The 16,207-nt window shown below is 33.0% G+C and carries 15 protein-coding genes; 5 read left to right on the top strand and 10 right to left on the bottom strand.

The genetic code is table 11. The annotated features are described in order from the left end of the window. Together hpt and STERM_RS21260 are read right to left on the bottom strand one after the other, a co-directional pair. Positions 1–531, bottom strand: a complete 531-nt coding sequence (hpt, locus tag STERM_RS10560) for a hypoxanthine phosphoribosyltransferase (protein WP_012861596.1) — start codon at positions 529–531, stop codon at positions 1–3. A gap of 318 nt (positions 532–849) precedes the next feature. Continuing rightward, a complete protein-coding gene (locus STERM_RS21260; RefSeq protein ID WP_012861595.1) occupies positions 850–1,533 on the bottom strand; it encodes a S24 family peptidase in 684 nt (227 codons plus the stop codon). A 128-nt stretch (positions 1,534–1,661) separates the two neighbouring features. Here STERM_RS21260 and STERM_RS22180 point away from each other — a divergent pair, with 128 nt between their 5' ends. Further along, positions 1,662–1,823, top strand: a complete 162-nt coding sequence (locus STERM_RS22180) for a hypothetical protein (RefSeq protein WP_012861594.1) — start codon at positions 1,662–1,664, stop codon at positions 1,821–1,823. A 274-nt stretch (positions 1,824–2,097) separates the two neighbouring features. Here the strand turns inward: STERM_RS22180 and STERM_RS10550 are convergent, their stop codons facing one another. Both STERM_RS10550 and STERM_RS10545 read right to left on the bottom strand, forming a co-directional pair. Next, complete coding sequence (locus tag STERM_RS10550) at positions 2,098–3,519, bottom strand: glycogen synthase (protein ID WP_012861593.1); 1,422 nt, start codon at positions 3,517–3,519, stop codon at positions 2,098–2,100. A gap of 4 nt (positions 3,520–3,523) precedes the next feature. Beyond that, a complete protein-coding gene (locus STERM_RS10545) occupies positions 3,524–4,780 on the bottom strand; it encodes a glucose-1-phosphate adenylyltransferase (RefSeq protein WP_012861592.1) in 1,257 nt (418 codons plus the stop codon). Positions 4,781–4,956: 176 nt separating this feature from the next. On the opposite strand from STERM_RS10545, the gene STERM_RS10540 reads away from it, so the two are divergent. Further along, on the top strand, positions 4,957–5,559 hold the full coding sequence (locus STERM_RS10540; RefSeq protein WP_012861591.1) for a chromate transporter: 603 nt from the start codon (positions 4,957–4,959) through the stop codon (positions 5,557–5,559). Then, entirely contained in the window at positions 5,552–6,109 is a 558-nt protein-coding gene (locus tag STERM_RS10535; protein ID WP_012861590.1) for a chromate transporter, read from the top strand. The genes STERM_RS10540 and STERM_RS10535 overlap by 8 nt, the downstream gene beginning before the upstream one ends. A gap of 93 nt (positions 6,110–6,202) precedes the next feature. Here STERM_RS10535 and STERM_RS10530 read toward each other — a convergent pair whose 3' ends face one another. The 6 genes from STERM_RS10530 to STERM_RS10505 form a co-directional block, all read right to left on the bottom strand. After that, positions 6,203–7,243, bottom strand: coding sequence for a YdcF family protein (locus STERM_RS10530; protein WP_012861589.1), 1,041 nt, complete (start codon positions 7,241–7,243; stop codon positions 6,203–6,205). A gap of 15 nt (positions 7,244–7,258) precedes the next feature. After that, positions 7,259–8,344 (bottom strand): DUF871 domain-containing protein, encoded by a 1,086-nt coding sequence (locus STERM_RS10525; protein ID WP_012861588.1) that lies wholly within the window; start codon positions 8,342–8,344, stop codon positions 7,259–7,261. A gap of 185 nt (positions 8,345–8,529) precedes the next feature. Next, on the bottom strand, positions 8,530–9,885 hold the full coding sequence (celB, locus tag STERM_RS10520) for a PTS cellobiose transporter subunit IIC (RefSeq protein WP_012861587.1): 1,356 nt from the start codon (positions 9,883–9,885) through the stop codon (positions 8,530–8,532). Positions 9,886–10,096: 211 nt separating this feature from the next. Beyond that, the gene (locus STERM_RS10515) at positions 10,097–11,095 is read right to left on the bottom strand and encodes a hypothetical protein (protein WP_012861586.1); all 999 of its coding nucleotides are present in this window, start codon (positions 11,093–11,095) and stop codon (positions 10,097–10,099) included. Positions 11,096–11,344: 249 nt separating this feature from the next. Next, entirely contained in the window at positions 11,345–12,718 is a 1,374-nt protein-coding gene (gene nagE / locus STERM_RS10510; RefSeq protein WP_012861585.1) for an N-acetylglucosamine-specific PTS transporter subunit IIBC, read from the bottom strand. A gap of 51 nt (positions 12,719–12,769) precedes the next feature. Then, the gene (locus STERM_RS10505) at positions 12,770–13,624 is read right to left on the bottom strand and encodes a MurR/RpiR family transcriptional regulator (protein ID WP_012861584.1); all 855 of its coding nucleotides are present in this window, start codon (positions 13,622–13,624) and stop codon (positions 12,770–12,772) included. A 502-nt stretch (positions 13,625–14,126) separates the two neighbouring features. On the opposite strand from STERM_RS10505, the gene nagB reads away from it, so the two are divergent. Further along, the gene (gene nagB, locus STERM_RS10500; protein WP_012861583.1) at positions 14,127–14,957 is read left to right on the top strand and encodes a glucosamine-6-phosphate deaminase; all 831 of its coding nucleotides are present in this window, start codon (positions 14,127–14,129) and stop codon (positions 14,955–14,957) included. 12 nt (positions 14,958–14,969) lie between these two features. Continuing rightward, the gene (nagA, locus tag STERM_RS10495; RefSeq protein WP_012861582.1) at positions 14,970–16,112 is read left to right on the top strand and encodes an N-acetylglucosamine-6-phosphate deacetylase; all 1,143 of its coding nucleotides are present in this window, start codon (positions 14,970–14,972) and stop codon (positions 16,110–16,112) included. Positions 16,113–16,207 lie beyond the last annotated feature (95 nt).

The following is a 16,207-nucleotide window of genomic DNA, read 5'->3' as shown; positions in this document are numbered from 1 at the left end:
TTATCCTCCTATTTTCTTTACAATCCCCACATAAGGCAGGTTTCTATGTTTTTGCGCATAATCTATACCATATCCGACTACAAATTCATCAGGAATCTTAAACCCGATATAGTCTACATTAATATCTACTTCTCTTCTTTCAGGCTTGTCAAGCAGAGTACATATTTTCATGACTTTTGGATTTCTTATTTTTAGTGTTTCTTCTACTTTTTTTAGTGTATATCCTGTATCAATGATATCTTCCACTATTATTACGTTTCTTCCTTCTATCAGTTCCTCCAGATCCTTTTTTATACGTACTTCCCTTGAACTTTCCATGCTGTTTCCATAGCTCGATACAGTCATAAAGTCAATTTTAGCATCCAGAGTAATCTCTCTTGCAAGATCAGACAAAAAAATTACAGAGCCTCTCAAAAGACCTATTAAGACTATTTCTTCCCCGTCAAAGTCTTTGTTTATAGTTTCGGCAAGCTCTTTAACTTTTTTATTTATCTCCTCTCTCGAAATCAAAACATCTACATCATATTCCATTACCATACTCCTTTTTTATTTTTTCAAAATTTATTTCATAAAAAAACTCTAGTATGCACTTATAGCTCTAGAGTTATATGAAGTTATTTATTTGTTTATACCTTAAAACTATCTCAGGTTTTGAGACATTATCAAAAAATATACTTTTATACATCTTTGATTTTTCAGCCATTCTTCTCACCATTCTTATTAATAGTTTACAATATATATTAACAAATTAATTATTCATTTGTCAAGGAAATAATTAGTAATCTAAATATGCTGCTATATTTGATTTTTCTATAGTAACGGGGGCCGGATACTCCGGTAATTCTAAAATTATTGTATTTTTCTGCTAAATTCTTTTACATAATAGCATTTTTTTACTCTTCCTTCGCACTTCAAATCTCTGAGATTACTAATCATGATATCTGCATATTTTTTATTAAATGATCTCAAAAATACTCTTTCATTTACTATCTGAAGCTCTCTTACATAAAATTTGTCCATAAATTTGAAAATGCAGACCTCATTATGCAGCTTAAAAATATTGTCAGGCACGTCTGACTCCACTACAAGATAAGAACCATCCGGTATATTTCTATTCTCGAGACCCTGCATGCTCTGATCCTTCATTTTTATTACATATGTATCGTTTTCTCTTTGGTTGTACAGCTCAGTTGCATCATAGAGCTCCTGAATATCATTAAACTGAACATATTCAAAAGAAGATACGCCTATCATTTTATAATCAATAAAATGAACCCTCTCTATTTCGTAGTTCTTATCCAGAAAATCAGCCATTTTAAAAAGCTCCACGGCATTAAGTCCGTAAATTTCCGCTAAAGTATGCAGAACTCTTGGCGATATTGATCTTATCTTGCCATCCTCCAATTTTTTCAATGATGTAAAATTATATTTCACCCCCTTATGATTCAGATACATTTCTACTTGTCTGAAAGAATACTCCTTTTCCAGTCTTGCTTCTTTCAAAATCATAACAAGTTTTTCAAAATTATCCATATCCCCTCCTCAGTTTTATTTTACTACATTTTAAGTAATTTTTTTATATTTTTTATAAAAAACGTTGACCTTAATCTACTTTTATGCTATAAATTAATTACAAAATAATCAAAAGGGGGACGAATTAAATGTCTAAAGACGGACTATTTTCACTTTATCTGATTAACAAGCTTCTTGAAGAAGGTCTTATATGTATTGCTTCTGAAGAAGACGACTTAAAGACTGAAAAATTCTATCTTGAACTAGGTATCATTATACAGGATATCCTGGAAAATTTCAAGCTTGTTTAATGAATCTGATCCTGAATTATCAGGATCATTTTTTTTAATATTTCCACTTATTTTTATTTTATTATTAATATTTTTTCATTATTTTTTAGTTTGATATTCTATAATTTTGCAAAATATCAAAGAAATAAAGTCCGATAATGTTTTGTCAAATTAAAAAGAAAATCATTCTTGATTATCTGCATAAAAAAAAGACTGCCTTAAAATATCAACCTGTTAATTCTTACTATAATAGTATTTATTTAACAGGCTCCTGTTTTAAGGCAATCCATATATTTTATTTCTCGGCGAGGTCTGCTTTCAGCACCTTGTCTCCTTTAGCTATCCAGTAAAGTTTCTCATATTCCCTTGCAGATCTTATCCATGAAAAATCCAGATTCATATTTCTTTCTATAAGCTTATCCCATACTCCTTTATCATTAAAATAATATCTTTCGGCACGTCTTAATGTGTAGAGCATGTCATCTGCGTTAAAATTGGCAAATGTAAATCCATTTCCTTCTCCGGTATATTTATTATAGGATGTAACTGTATCTTTCAGTCCTCCGGTTTCCCTCACTATTGGTATTGTTCCGAATTTCATTGCTATCATCTGGCTCAAACCGCACGGTTCATATCTGGAGGGCATCAGGAACATGTCACTTCCTGCATAAATTTTATTTGCAAGCACAGGATCATATCCGAGTTTTATTTTGAATTTTGATGGATATTTTTTTTCCAGATTCCAGAAAAATTCCTCGTACTGCTTATCTCCGCTTCCCAGAATTATTATCTGTACAGGATCTTTCAGCAGTTCTTCAATATTGTATCTGACAAGATCCATTCCTTTTCCTTCTACAAGCCTTGTAATCATGGAAATCACAGGTGTTTCAGCTGTTTCCGGAAGCTTCATTTCCTGCTGCAGAAACATTTTATTTTTTGCCTTGTCTTTTCTGGTGTAAATATTATAATTCACATATATGCTGCTGTTTCTTTCAGGATTAAAATAAATGACATCAATTCCGTTCAAAACACCATATATTTTTTTTGATGTAGTCATATCTTCCAGCCCTTCACTAAAGTAAGGGTATTTTATTTCTTCAGCATAAGTTTTACTCACAGTTGTGACTATATCAGCATATTCCATACCAATTCTCATAAAGTTCAAACCGTCGCCCTCTACATCGTAACCTAACCTGTGAAGCGAGGTTTTGGAAAATTTCCCCTGATACATCAAATTATGTATTGTAAAAACTGTTTTCATATTAGCAAAAAATTCATCACTCAAAATATAACGTTTTTTCAAAAAGAAAGGCAATAATCCTGTCTGCCAGTCATTACAATGTATTATATCAGCTTTAAGCTGTATTTTTCTTAAAAATTTTAATACTATTTCGCAAAATACACTAAACTGTATATCTTCATCATCGCATCCGTATACCTGAGAACGTTCGAATAATTCTTTATTTTCCACAAAATAATAGATTACATATCCCTCTACTATCTTATAAATATTAAATACTCTTCCGCTATACTCAACTGAAATTACATGTTCCATTTTTCTCGTATAAATTTGTGAAATCTGTGAATACTTCGGCATGATTACACTTACATCATGTCCAATTCTGCTCATTTTTCTTGGAAGCGAATACATTACATCCGCTAATCCTCCTGTTTTGAAAAATGGGAACACTTCTGACGCCACATAAACTACATTCATAAAATTATCTCCTTAATGTTTCTCCACTTTTAATCAATTTGTTCTTATCATCTATTTTTGCCCTTGTACAAATACGTACATTTCTTTCCACCACTGCTCCTTCAGGGATAATTGTACTTCTGCCTATTACTGATATTCCGTTTTCCAATAATTCGGGCTTTTCCTTATTTGGTGTCAGATCATCACCATGTCCGATCAGACAGTTTTTTCCTATATAAACTTTCTTGTCTATTATTACAGTGTCCAGATGAGAATTCTCATCTATATAAGTATTATTAAAAATAATGCTGTTTTTTACTGTTGCTCCTTTTCTGACTGTTACTCCGGGACTCAGTACTGAATTTTCTACACGCCCTTCTATCTTACATCCGTTACATACAAGACTGTTCAGCACGCTTCCGGTAGCACCTATTCTCACAGGTGCGAGATCCTCACTTCTTGTGTATATTTTCCAGTCCTGATCATAAAGATTTATTCCTACCTCTTCTGATTTCTTTATTAAGTCCAGATTTGCCTCAAGATAAGAATCATAAGTTCCTACATCCATCCAGTAGCTGTCATATGTATGCGTGAATACCTTTCTTTCGTCTTCTATCATCTTTGGAATCACATGCTTTCCGAAATCAAGGTCTTCCTCCAGCATATCTTCCAGATATTTTATCAAAACATCTGTGTTAAATATATATATACCCATTGATGCTAAATCAGATTTTGCCTCTTTTGGTTTCTCTTCAAAGGAAATTATTTTTGAATCTTCATTTACTTCAAAAATTCCAAATCTGCTTGTTTCTTCCATTGGTACTCTTTTTACTGCTACTGTCAGCTCTGCATTATTATTTTTATGATCATTAAGCATCCAGTTGTAATTCATCTTGTAAATATGATCACCTGAAAGAATAAGGACATATTTTGGTTCTTTCCTTTTTATAAATTCGATATTATCCTTAATGGCATCTGCTGTTCCCATATACCATTTTGAATGTCCGTCCGGTTTTTCATGAGGCTGAAGCAGTGTTATGCTGGTGTCTCTTCTGTCAAAATCCCACGGTCTTCCTGAACCAATATGTTCGTTTAACGAAAACGGCATATATTGTGTAAGCAGTGCTATATTATAGATATGCGAATTTGAGCAATTACTAAGTGTAAAATCTATTATCCTGAATTTTCCCGCGAACGGAACACTGGGCTTCACACGTTTTTCAGACAGAATATCCAGCCTTGAACCTCTTCCTCCTGCCAAAATCATAGCTAATATTTCCATATACTATCCCTCCTTAAATTTTATGCCTCTCATGCAGTATCACATTCAATATTTACGGACAATACTGCACTAATATATTATACCCTACTTTTATCACATTTCATAAAGTATTATAGATTTTCTTGCAAAAAAATGTTAATATGTTAGTAATAACTTTATTTTTGAGGTACGAAATTATGAAAAAAAATGTTAATTTATGGTCGTTGTTCCTGATATTTTTCAAAATAGGCTTTTTTACTTTTGGAGGCGGCTACGCTATGATCCCTATATTTCAGAGGGAAATTTCAACTAAAAGAAAGTGGATCAGTCCTGATGAAATTATAGATCTATTTACTATAGCACAGTCTATACCCGGAGCAATTGCTGTTAATACTTCTATCCTTATAGGATATAAACTAAAGAAAAATATCGGAGCATTTGTCACTACTATGGGAATTGTTCTCCCGTCATACATTACGATTACTGTTATCGCTTACTTCTTTGACTCTGTTGAAAAAAATATTTATGTCCAGACAGCTCTGAGAGGAATTAATGCAGCGGTAGTGGCACTTATTGTTGTTGCCTGCATTTCAGCATATAAATCCGGCATCAAAGATAAGCTCGGAATTATACTGCTGGCTGTATCAGTTATAACAGTAAAATTTCTTGGATTAAATCCGATTTATGTGATTTTATTTGGTATTTTACTTGGTATATTTATATATTTTTTCTTTAACAGTAAAATGAGAGAAAAATTTGATGATAAAAAAGTATCAGATAAGGAGGAGCATAATGAGTAAAATAATTCAACTTTTTATATCATTTTTCAAAATTGGTTTAGTTAGTTTCGGAGGCGGTTATGTTATTATTCCTATGATTGAAAAGGAAATAATATATAAGCATAACTGGATAGACAGCTCTACCTTTGCCAATATAGTAGGAATAGCTGCTGTTACTCCCGGACCTATTTCGCTGAATACCGCTACATTTGTAGGAAATAAAATGTTCGGCATATTCGGGGGAATGGTAAGTACTGCCGGGGTTGTGCTGCCGTCATTTATCATAACGCTTTTTATATCCGGCTTTTATTTCAAAAACAGTGATCAGCTTATACAGAAAACTATCTTCTATGTTTTAAAACCTTTGATTGTCGGTATGATCTTCATAGCAGCACTGAATCTTTCCGTCCCGGCTTTTATTCATCTTAATAAGTCTGTTGACTATGTTTCTGTAATTTTATTCATTTTTTCATTTTTACTGTTATTAAAGACTAAAATAAATCCTATATTAATTATTTTTATTTCGGCTTCATTAAGCCTGTTGATAAATTCAATAATATGGTTACTCTGATAAAATAAAAAATTTATTTCTAAATTTTTATTTTACACAATATTATATCATAAAAATGCATAAAAGGTCTATTTAATATATTCAAAATTATTTTTATCTTTGTATCCCCGGATAAGCCCAAATTCCAGATACTCTGAATAAATCCCTGAAAATAACCAAAGTTTCAGTTTCCTCTACTTTCATTGCATCATTTAGTGTCTTGTAATCCAAATAAACCAGATTATCCAGTGTAATTTTTAATCCTGCATTATCTGCCGCTTCCTGCAGTAATGCCGTTCCTCTTCTTATATGACTTGCACTTGTTATTAGTATAACTCTTTTTGGGTTATATTTTTTTAATATTTCTGTTGAATAGATAGCATTTTCTACAGTATCTCTTGCTTTATCCTCTATTATAACTCTGTCTGCAGCAATTCCTTTTTCTACAAGCCAGTTTTTCATAAGATATGATTCTGTAAGCCCGCCTTTTTGTACGCCTCCTGTGACTATTATATTGGCATTAGGATTAAGTCTCGCAGCTTCATATGTCTGTTCAAGCCTTTTTATGAGAACCTCATTCATAGTCCCGTCGTTATTAAGAGCGTATCCCAGTGTTACTATAAAGTCAGCATTTTTATTTTCTGCCTTTACATTTAGCCTCATTTTACTTACATTTTCTATGTTTTTAAATTTTTTCAGATAAGCTTCTGTTTTTTGAGGATAAATTTTCTTTAATGCGGCAATATCATTATTATAAACAGTTAGATTATTAGTAGCTTTTGCATATCCCGCATGCAGGATACCGGCTTCAAAATTTTTAGGATCCAGTTTCAAGATTTCTTCATAAGTAGCAAGTGCTTCCGGCACTTTTTTCTGAATGATCTGTGTAGAAGCTACTGAAAATTTCAGGTTTAGTCTTTCAGGATCAAGTATACTTGCTTTCTTGAAAGACTCTTCTACTACATCATATTTTCCTTTGAGAGTTATTCCCTTAAAGAATTCCTCCTCTACCTTTTTCAGATCCCCGCCGTTCCAGTAGTAATAAATACCGGTCTGGGCAAGTTCATCAATCATTTTTTGATTTTCAAAATTTGTAACACATGGTTCTGCAAAATAAATACTAAATAACAGTAAAAAACCTATCAATCTTTTCATAAATCACCTCTATCATTATATTTTTTTTAATCTGAATTTCTGCCATGGCTGTATCTGGTCGATAAATCTGAAGTTACTGCTGCTTACTCTTCCTATTACATTGGTATTTCCTTCATTCTCAAAATCTTTCAGGGCTATATGAAGCTCTCCCTTGTATCTTGAATAATTGGAATTTTCTATAAGAACATCTCCTTTTTTTACACTTCTCGTATTATTCGGCTTAATTTCATACTCTTTATATTTTACTCTTGGAAGTGTCGAACGAACTGTATATTCACTTACATCTCCCCTGAAAAAATGAAGCTCTTCAAAGGCAATTTTTTCTTCTGTTTCGCTTATTTCAGTTTCCAGCTCCACATCCAGAACCATAAGCGCTTTATTTATTTCACTTAATTTTTTTAATTCCTCTTCGCTTGCAAAACAGTTTGCGATTATTACATCATCTACAAGATTGGTATTGAAAAGGTCTTTAGCCTGTACATCTACAGGAAGAAATCTGTGTTCCTCCAGTGAGCATAACCCCTCTGATACCGGCCACGGTCCGAAGCTAGCTGAATGCGAACTAATAAATGCCGCTACTCTTATTCCGTATTTCTTAAACTGCTCAGATCCTCTTATGAACTGCTTCCTTGAAAGTCCGGATCTTTTTTTAGGATAAAAATTATGGCATCCCAAAAGCATATGTTTATCGGGATGATAAGAAATAATATTATCCAGATACCCTGTTACCTGACTCGCATTTAATTCAATCATAAGATTATAAGGATTAAAAGTCATAAGTGATTCTTCATTACCGCTGAATCCTTCATCAAGCCTGATTCCATCTACACCCATTTCATGAAAAAAGCTCAAATCACCATATGATATTCCAAATTCATGAAATATATTCGGTACTACGTCTGCAATTACTTCAAAATTATATTTTTTGGCATGTAAAATCATATCTTTAAAATCCTGCTTTATTTTCTCCTTATCACCTTCTGCGGACAGCAGGCATGTAAATATCCTGCTAAAGCCGTATTTTGCTGCTAATTCTATATATTTCTTATTTTCTTCCAGTTCGGCATGCTCTGGATATACGGATATTCCCAGTTTTCTCATATACTTCTCCTTTCATTATATTTTTTTATAATGCTGGTACATTTCTATTATAATATATTTTCAAAAAAACTTCTTCCCATATTTTTATCATGAGAAGAAGTCCGGGTTTTTATCTATGTATTCAGGTTACTGACTAATATTTTATCTGTCAGATATTTAATGACTTTTAAAGCAAAATACTGATTTTATTGAGCTGCTTCCTGTTTATTAAGTATATCTGCATATGCTTTCAGGAAAGGCAGATATAATATTGTTGATAATACTACAAGGAATGCACTTAATACAAAAGCCATTACATTAAAGTTCGTAGCAAGCAATGCTGCTATTGGTGACGGAGTAGTCCATGGAACCAGTGTTACTATTCTTCCTACAAGTCCTGTTTTCAGACATATCCATGCTATTGTTGCATTTATCATAGGTACGAACAGGAACGGAATGAACAATACCGGATTCATGACTATCGGAGCACCGAAAATTACCGGTTCATTTATATTGAAGATTCCCGGAACCACTGAGAGTCTTCCTATTGATTTCATATGGGCATTCTTTGAAAGTGCCATTGCTATTGCCAGACCTATTGTTGCTCCAGAACCGCCGAGATATACGAATGCATCAAGAAAACCACCTGCGAATATTCTTGGTATCTGCTGCCCGGCCTGCAATGCCGCCTGATTTTCCGCAAGATTGCTTAAAATAATCGGATTTATAACTGCTACCACGACGTTTACACCGTGAAGTCCGCAGAACCACAATAAATGTACTATTAATAGTATAAACAATACTGCCGGCAGAGTATCAGAAGCTTTTATTATCGGTCTTACAATTCCCATAAGTAATTCAGGTATCATTACATTTGCCTTACTTTGTACAAAGATACTAAGCGGCTGGAATATAATTATTACCACAACTATAGGCATTAACAATTCAAATGATCTTGCTATTGCCGGCGGAACTGACTCCGGAAGCTTAATTACAAATCCTTTTTTTAACATAAATCTGTATATTTCCACTGCTATAAAGCCTCCGATTATTGCCGTAAATAATCCGTTTGCATCCAGATACCGTCCGTCCATCACAGGCATCCATCCGCCTTCTGCTATGTGAAATAATGCAGGTCCTCCTGTTGCTTCACCAATTGGCAACCAGTCAAATTTAGCACCCATTATAAGGAAGGTAAATAATGATAGAAATCCTCCTGTAATGGCATTAAGCTGATACTGCTGTGATAGGCTGTATCCTATTCCGAAAGCTACAAATATAGACATTATTCCCATACTTACATAAAACGGCTGAACTAAAGATGCCTTATGCAGCGCCATAAAGTCTCCATACCACTTCACATACATAGGGTTCTTTACACCTTCTGAAAGTTCGGGTGCTCCTATTGGCAGATTTACCAAAAGAAGGACTACTGACCCTACTATCAAAAACGGCATAGTATAAACAAATGAATCTTTTAAGGCTGTTAAGTATTTGTTTGTTGCTAATTTTGTTGCAATCGGCATAAGATGTTTTTCCAAAAACGCAGTAAATTTTTCCATATTATTTTCTCCTTTTCTTATCTATATATATTTAATTCCCATATATTAATAAAGTTAATTAATTTATTGAATATAGACTTTGAAGAGAAATTTTTCTCACTTTTCTCTTCAAAGTTATAACCTGTATGACCGCTCTATATATTAATAAAGTTAATTAATTTATTAGACATAATCTTAACCAAGAAATATATATTCTTCCTAATTTTAAATATTAAAATGCGTAACTTAGCTGTCCTGTCCACCACCACATATTGATATCTTTTCCATCAGAAGTATTACCCGGTGTCACAAGTTTTCTATCCTGTACATCATAAGCAAGTCCTAAGAAAAGACTCATTTTGTCTGTTATCTTAACATTTCCAAGCAATTCGTATCTGATTCTTTCAGCAAAATCAATATCATATCCTGTTTCTGTATTTGGCTTGTTTCTTAGGTTTTTATCAAGTGTCATTCTTATTCTCGGCATGATTTCCACTCTGTCATTAACCTTGAAAGTAGCCATTAATCTGAACTGCTCTTCTGTCATTCTGTAGCTATCATAGTATTCTCCAGTTGTATAAATAGTTGGTCTTAAAGATATTCTGTCTGTTAATTTAAATGTAGGTCCGAAGTCACCTTCCCAGTAATTACCATGATCTCTTCCAGATCCGTTTACATATCCTGTAAGAGGGTCTACCTTGTCAAATTTATCTTCATCGTGTCCTCCCACAAGCCATCCTGAGAAATACCCGCCGAAGAAATCAAAATCTGTCCCTAATTCTACCCTGTCTCTTGTCGAAGAATTATACCAAGTTGATTTTCCATAATCTCTGTCTCTGTTTTCTGATCTGTACTTAAAATGGACACCTAATTGAGGAATAACCTGATATCTGATTTTGTAATCCACTCTCATCGTATCGTAATCTGGAGAATCCCAATCTCCGCCCCATCTTCTTTCTGCTGCTAAATCAAAATTCCACTTTCCAAGTCCGGCATTAAATCCTACTCCCCAGAATAAGCCGTCTTCGTATGAGCCGTTGATAAGCGGTGATCCGTTATCAAAATCCTCTCTTTCCACATAAGTTCTTACTAAAAATTTCCATTCAGGCTGACCGGGAACCAGAATCTGTTTAAGATCGTCATCACTCACTCCACGATCATCCCCATTTGCAGCATATGACACACCGCATGTCACCGCAAGAACTCCTAATAAAAATAATAATTTTTTCATGTGATATTACCTCCTAGAATAATATATAATTATAAAATATAACTAATCAAATAAATATTACCAAGCTGTTTCTCATGCTAAAAGTTATTTTCATTTCTTCACTGCTCCATTTTTTACACGGAAAAAGAGACCCTGGTCAATATATCACAATATTTAATTCAAATAATATTTTTAGTAATAATTATCTGTAAAAATTTGTTAATAATACTGTATCCAAGAGTCTCTTTCCCAAAATATATGTAATTTAAGTTACTTTAGTTTTCTTAATTCGTCAGCCATTTTTTCAGCCTTTTGTCCTAACACTATCTGTACTGCGTCTTTTGATGGTCTGATTACACCTTTTGCTCCAAGTGCTTTTAATTTCGCATCACTTATGTTGCTTGAATCATTTACTGTAAGTCTTAGTCTAGTTATACATGAATCTATTGATTTTATATTATCTATACCGCCTAACAGTTCTACATATTTTGCTGTTTCTTCTGTTATTCCAAGATCAGGAGCTGTCATTGCAGCTACATCTTCATCTTCTCTTCCCGGTGTTTTAAGATTGAATGTTTTTATCATGAAATAGAATATCACAAAGTACAAGAAGAAATATACTACCCCGAATAAAGCTATACCCAAAGGTTTCGTTGCTATTCCGAAATTCAGAAAATAGTCAATTGCCCCGGCCGAGAATGAGAAACCGTCTCTCATACCCATTGCATATGTTAACGCCATAGATGACCCTGTTAAGACAGCATGAATTAGATATAATACTGGTGATAAGAACATAAACAGAAATTCAAACGGTTCAGTTATTCCAGTCAAAAATGCTGTTAAAGCCACTGATATAAGCATTCCGCCTACTTCAGATCTTCTTTCTTTTTTAGCAGTAAGATACATTGCTAATGCAGCACCGGCTACACCAAACATCATTACCGGGAAAAATCCTGTCATAAACTGACCAGCATTAGGATCTCCTGCAAAGAATCTGTTCAAATCCCCTGTTTTTTCATTGTAAGTTCCAAATACAAACCATACGAAACTGTTTAATATGTGATGTAATCCTGTCGGGATTAATAATCTGTTAAGCAGTCCGAATACAAATGATCCTATTGGTCCTGAATTTACAATCCATGTACCAGTTTTTGTAAAGAAAAGATCAAATATCGGATAAATAAGTCCTAGAATTGCACCTTCCGCAAGTGCGAATAAACCTGTAATAATAGGAACAAAACGTCTTCCGCCAAAGAAACCCAAAAATTCCGGAACTTTTATATCATGGAATCTATTATAAAGTAGACCTGCAGTAATACCTCCGATTATCCCTGTAAGTACACCCACACTGAATTTCAGATCAGGATATCTTGCTGCCACTATTGTTGTTGCTGTTGCCAATAATATAAAATGGGCTATTGCCCCTGCTAATCCTGCAGCACCGTCATTGTTTTTTGCCAGTCCAACTGCTATACCTATACCAAATAATACTGCCAGGTTATCAAATATTGCTCCGCCGGCACTTGCTATAAAAGGCATATTCAAAACATCCGGCTGTCCTATTCTTAAAAGTATACCAGCTATTGGAAGTACTGCGATCGGAAGCATCAATGCTTTCCCTAGTTTTTGTAATTTTGCTAACATTAAAACCACACCTCTCAAAATTAATTGTTCTTTTTTATCAAATATTTTTTATTAATATTTTAGTAGCTTTACAGCGTTATCGCTGTTTGTAATTATTTCCTTATACTTGGAAAAATCTGTTTTTAAGATATTTATAAAAATCATATCAATAATTGTAAACTGTGTTATTCTGGATGTAGTGGCATCTAGCCGGAGATTAATATCAAAGCTTGCAGTTTTCAGAATAAAATCAGAGTAAGCATGAAGCTTGTTTTTAGTAAACTTTGTTATCGAAATTATTCTTGTTTTATTTTGCTTTGCCAGCTTAGCAGCTTCGATTATTTCTCTCGTTTCTCCAGAATCAGATATCAGTATCAGTAAGTCATTTTTTCCGAGATTGGAAATCATGGAAAACTGTAAATGTGTGTCCAGATTGGTAAAGGCATTCATTCCCACTCTGGCAAGCTTATTTACAAAGTCTGTGGATACAATCGCAGAGTTGCCTATTCCCAAAACCACTATTCTTTCAGCTGCAATTATAGCCTCTATAACCTCTTCAAATACATAAACCGGATTCAGCTCAAGTGTCAGTTTTATGACATCTATATATTGATTGGCTATTTTTGTATTAGTTGTTGCTATATCATCTCCCAGACTAATATTTTTTTCCAGAATATCTTCCTGATCTAATTTATTGATTGAATTTATAAGTTCATTAAAACTACTATACCCCAGCTTTTTTGAGAATCTGATGACAGTTGCCTGCCCCACATTGACTTTTTTCGATATATCATATGAAGTCATTGTTTTTGTCTTCTCAAAATTTTTCATTATGAAATTAGCAATTTTTTTTTCTGATTTTGTTAAATCGTTATATACAGATTTTAATTTCACTTGAAACATTGCTATCACCAACTTATAATTCATTTTCCGAATCATTATCTGAATTCAAATTCACTATTATAATACCACGTTTTTTTCAAAAGTCAATAGGTTTAAAAAAAATATTTCTATTTTTTCAAAATATAATTTTTTATTGAAAAAAATTATTGAATTTTCATTTTTATAGACTTACATATAAATTTATATTGATTTTATTGGTAAAATTTAATTTTATAAATTTCAAATCAAATATTTTTAGCAATTATTGCTTTCTTAGAAATTCATATGATTTTTTCAAAAAAACACAATCTAACCCTTTGTTTACAATAAAAAAACCTAATTCAAAAATAGATTCACACTTATTCATATAAAATGAATTTTAATTTCTTTTTTACAGTTATTTTCTTATGGAAATACTAAAAATACTCTTTTTTTCATTTTTTTTATTTTAATTCAAAAAACCTTGATTTTTTAGACTTAATATAGTATAACTAATATAGATAGTAAAATTTATTTATTAAATATTATATAGAGAGGTGAATTTTTTATGAGACTTATCATTTTAAAAGACAAGGAAGATATCGGAAAGTGGGTAGCTTACCATACTGCAAAAAAAATACTGGAATTCAAACCAACAGAGGACAGACCATTCGTATTGGGACTGCCTACAGGCAGCACTCCTATGGAAACATATAAAAATCTGATCCAATTACATAAAGACGGAGTTGTATCATTCAAAAACGTTGTTACATTTAATATGGACGAATATATCGGACTGGCTCCTGATCATCCGCAAAGTTACCACTATTTTATGTATGATACTTTCTTTAAGCATGTAGATGCAAGAGAAGAAAATATAAACATCCTTGACGGATTAACTACTGATATCAAAAAAACATGTGAGGAGTACGAAGAAAAAATAAAATCTTACGGTGGAATAAAATTATTCTTAGGCGGTGTAGGTGAAGACGGTCACATTGCATTTAATGAGCCCGGTTCTTCGCTTGAATCAAGAACAAGAGACAAAGAACTGACTTATGATACTATTCTTGCTAATTCAAGATTTTTTGACAATGATATTACCAAAGTACCAAAAGTAGCATTAACTGTAGGAGTAGGAACTCTGCTTGACTCTGAGGAAGTAGTAATAATGGCAGACGGGTATAAAAAAGCAAATGCTGTACATCAGGGAATAGAAAACGGAGTTAATCATCTTTGTACTCTTTCAGCACTGCAATTACACAGAAGAGCAATTGTTGTTGTTGATGAATCTGCAGCTGTAGAATTAAAAGTAAAAACATATAACTATTTTAAAGAAATAGAAGCTGAAAATCTTGATACAAACAAATTAAAAGAGGAATTATTAAAACTGAAATAGAGGTGCTGTTCCATGATATTAAAAAATTGTAGAATTTTTGACGGAAATTCATTTATTAATGATACTGCTGTTCTAATTGAAGATGACAAAATCATTAAAACTCTGCCGGAATCTGAACTGTCAGATTACACTGACAAAGAGACTATTGACCTTAATAATTCTGTTTTATCACCTGGCTTTATTGATCTGCAGCTGAACGGATGCGGCGGTGTTCTCTTTAATGATGATATTTCCCGTAAAACATTGGAAATAATGAATGAAACAAACCAGAAATATGGATGTACTTCATTTTTACCAACATTAATCACATCACCGGATGAAAAAATATTAAAATCTCTTGATTTAATTGATAATATGAATGATATGGAGCAGATAGGAGTTCTCGGACTTCATATTGAAGGCCCTAATATTAGTCTTGAAAAAAAAGGAATACATAATGCTGATTACATAAGAATACTTTCAGATGATATGGTAGACAGAATTGCTTCTTCCGGAAATAAAACAGTAAAAATTATTACTATGGCTCCGGAAAAAGCACAGCCTGCACATCTTGAGAAATTAAAGGGTGCCGGAATTCATGTTTCTATCGGCCATACTTTTGCAAAATATTCAGAATGCGAGTCTAAAAAAGATTACTTTAAAAATGCCACACATCTTTTTAATGCCATGACAGAATTTGGTTCACGAGAACCCGGAGTTGTAGGCTTCATCTTTGATAAGAAAGATATTTATGCAGGAGTTATTGCTGATGGCTTTCACAGTGACTTTGCAAGTATCAGAATAGCCCACGGAGTACTTCAGGATAAATTATATCTGGTAACTGATGCTGTAAGTCCAGCTGGTACTGACATGAAAGAATTTATCTTTGAAGGTAAGAGGGTTTTTCATGAAAATGGTAAATGCTTCGATGAAAACGGTACTCTTGGCGGTTCAGCCCTTGTTATGAATGCAGGAGTAAGAAATCTTGTCCATCATACAGGCCTGCCAAAAGAAGAAGCTTTGAGAATGGCTACTTCATACCCGGCCAAGGCAATATCTGTAGAAGACAGATATGGTTTTATAAAGCCCGGATATGTAGCTGACTTTGCTATTCTGAATGATAACTTTGATGTTTTGGGAATAGTTGCCAAAGGAAAATATAAAAAATTTAATTAATATAAGGCCGTGTCAATATATTTGACCGGCTTTTTTATTTTTTGTAAATTTAAAATTTTTTTACATAAAAAATGAGCCGTAAGGCTCATCTTCAT

The sequence above is a fragment of the Sebaldella termitidis ATCC 33386 genome, from assembly GCF_000024405.1.
GTDB classification, from domain to species: domain Bacteria; phylum Fusobacteriota; class Fusobacteriia; order Fusobacteriales; family Leptotrichiaceae; genus Sebaldella; species Sebaldella termitidis.
This window is presented reverse-complemented; position numbering and strand designations above follow the sequence as displayed.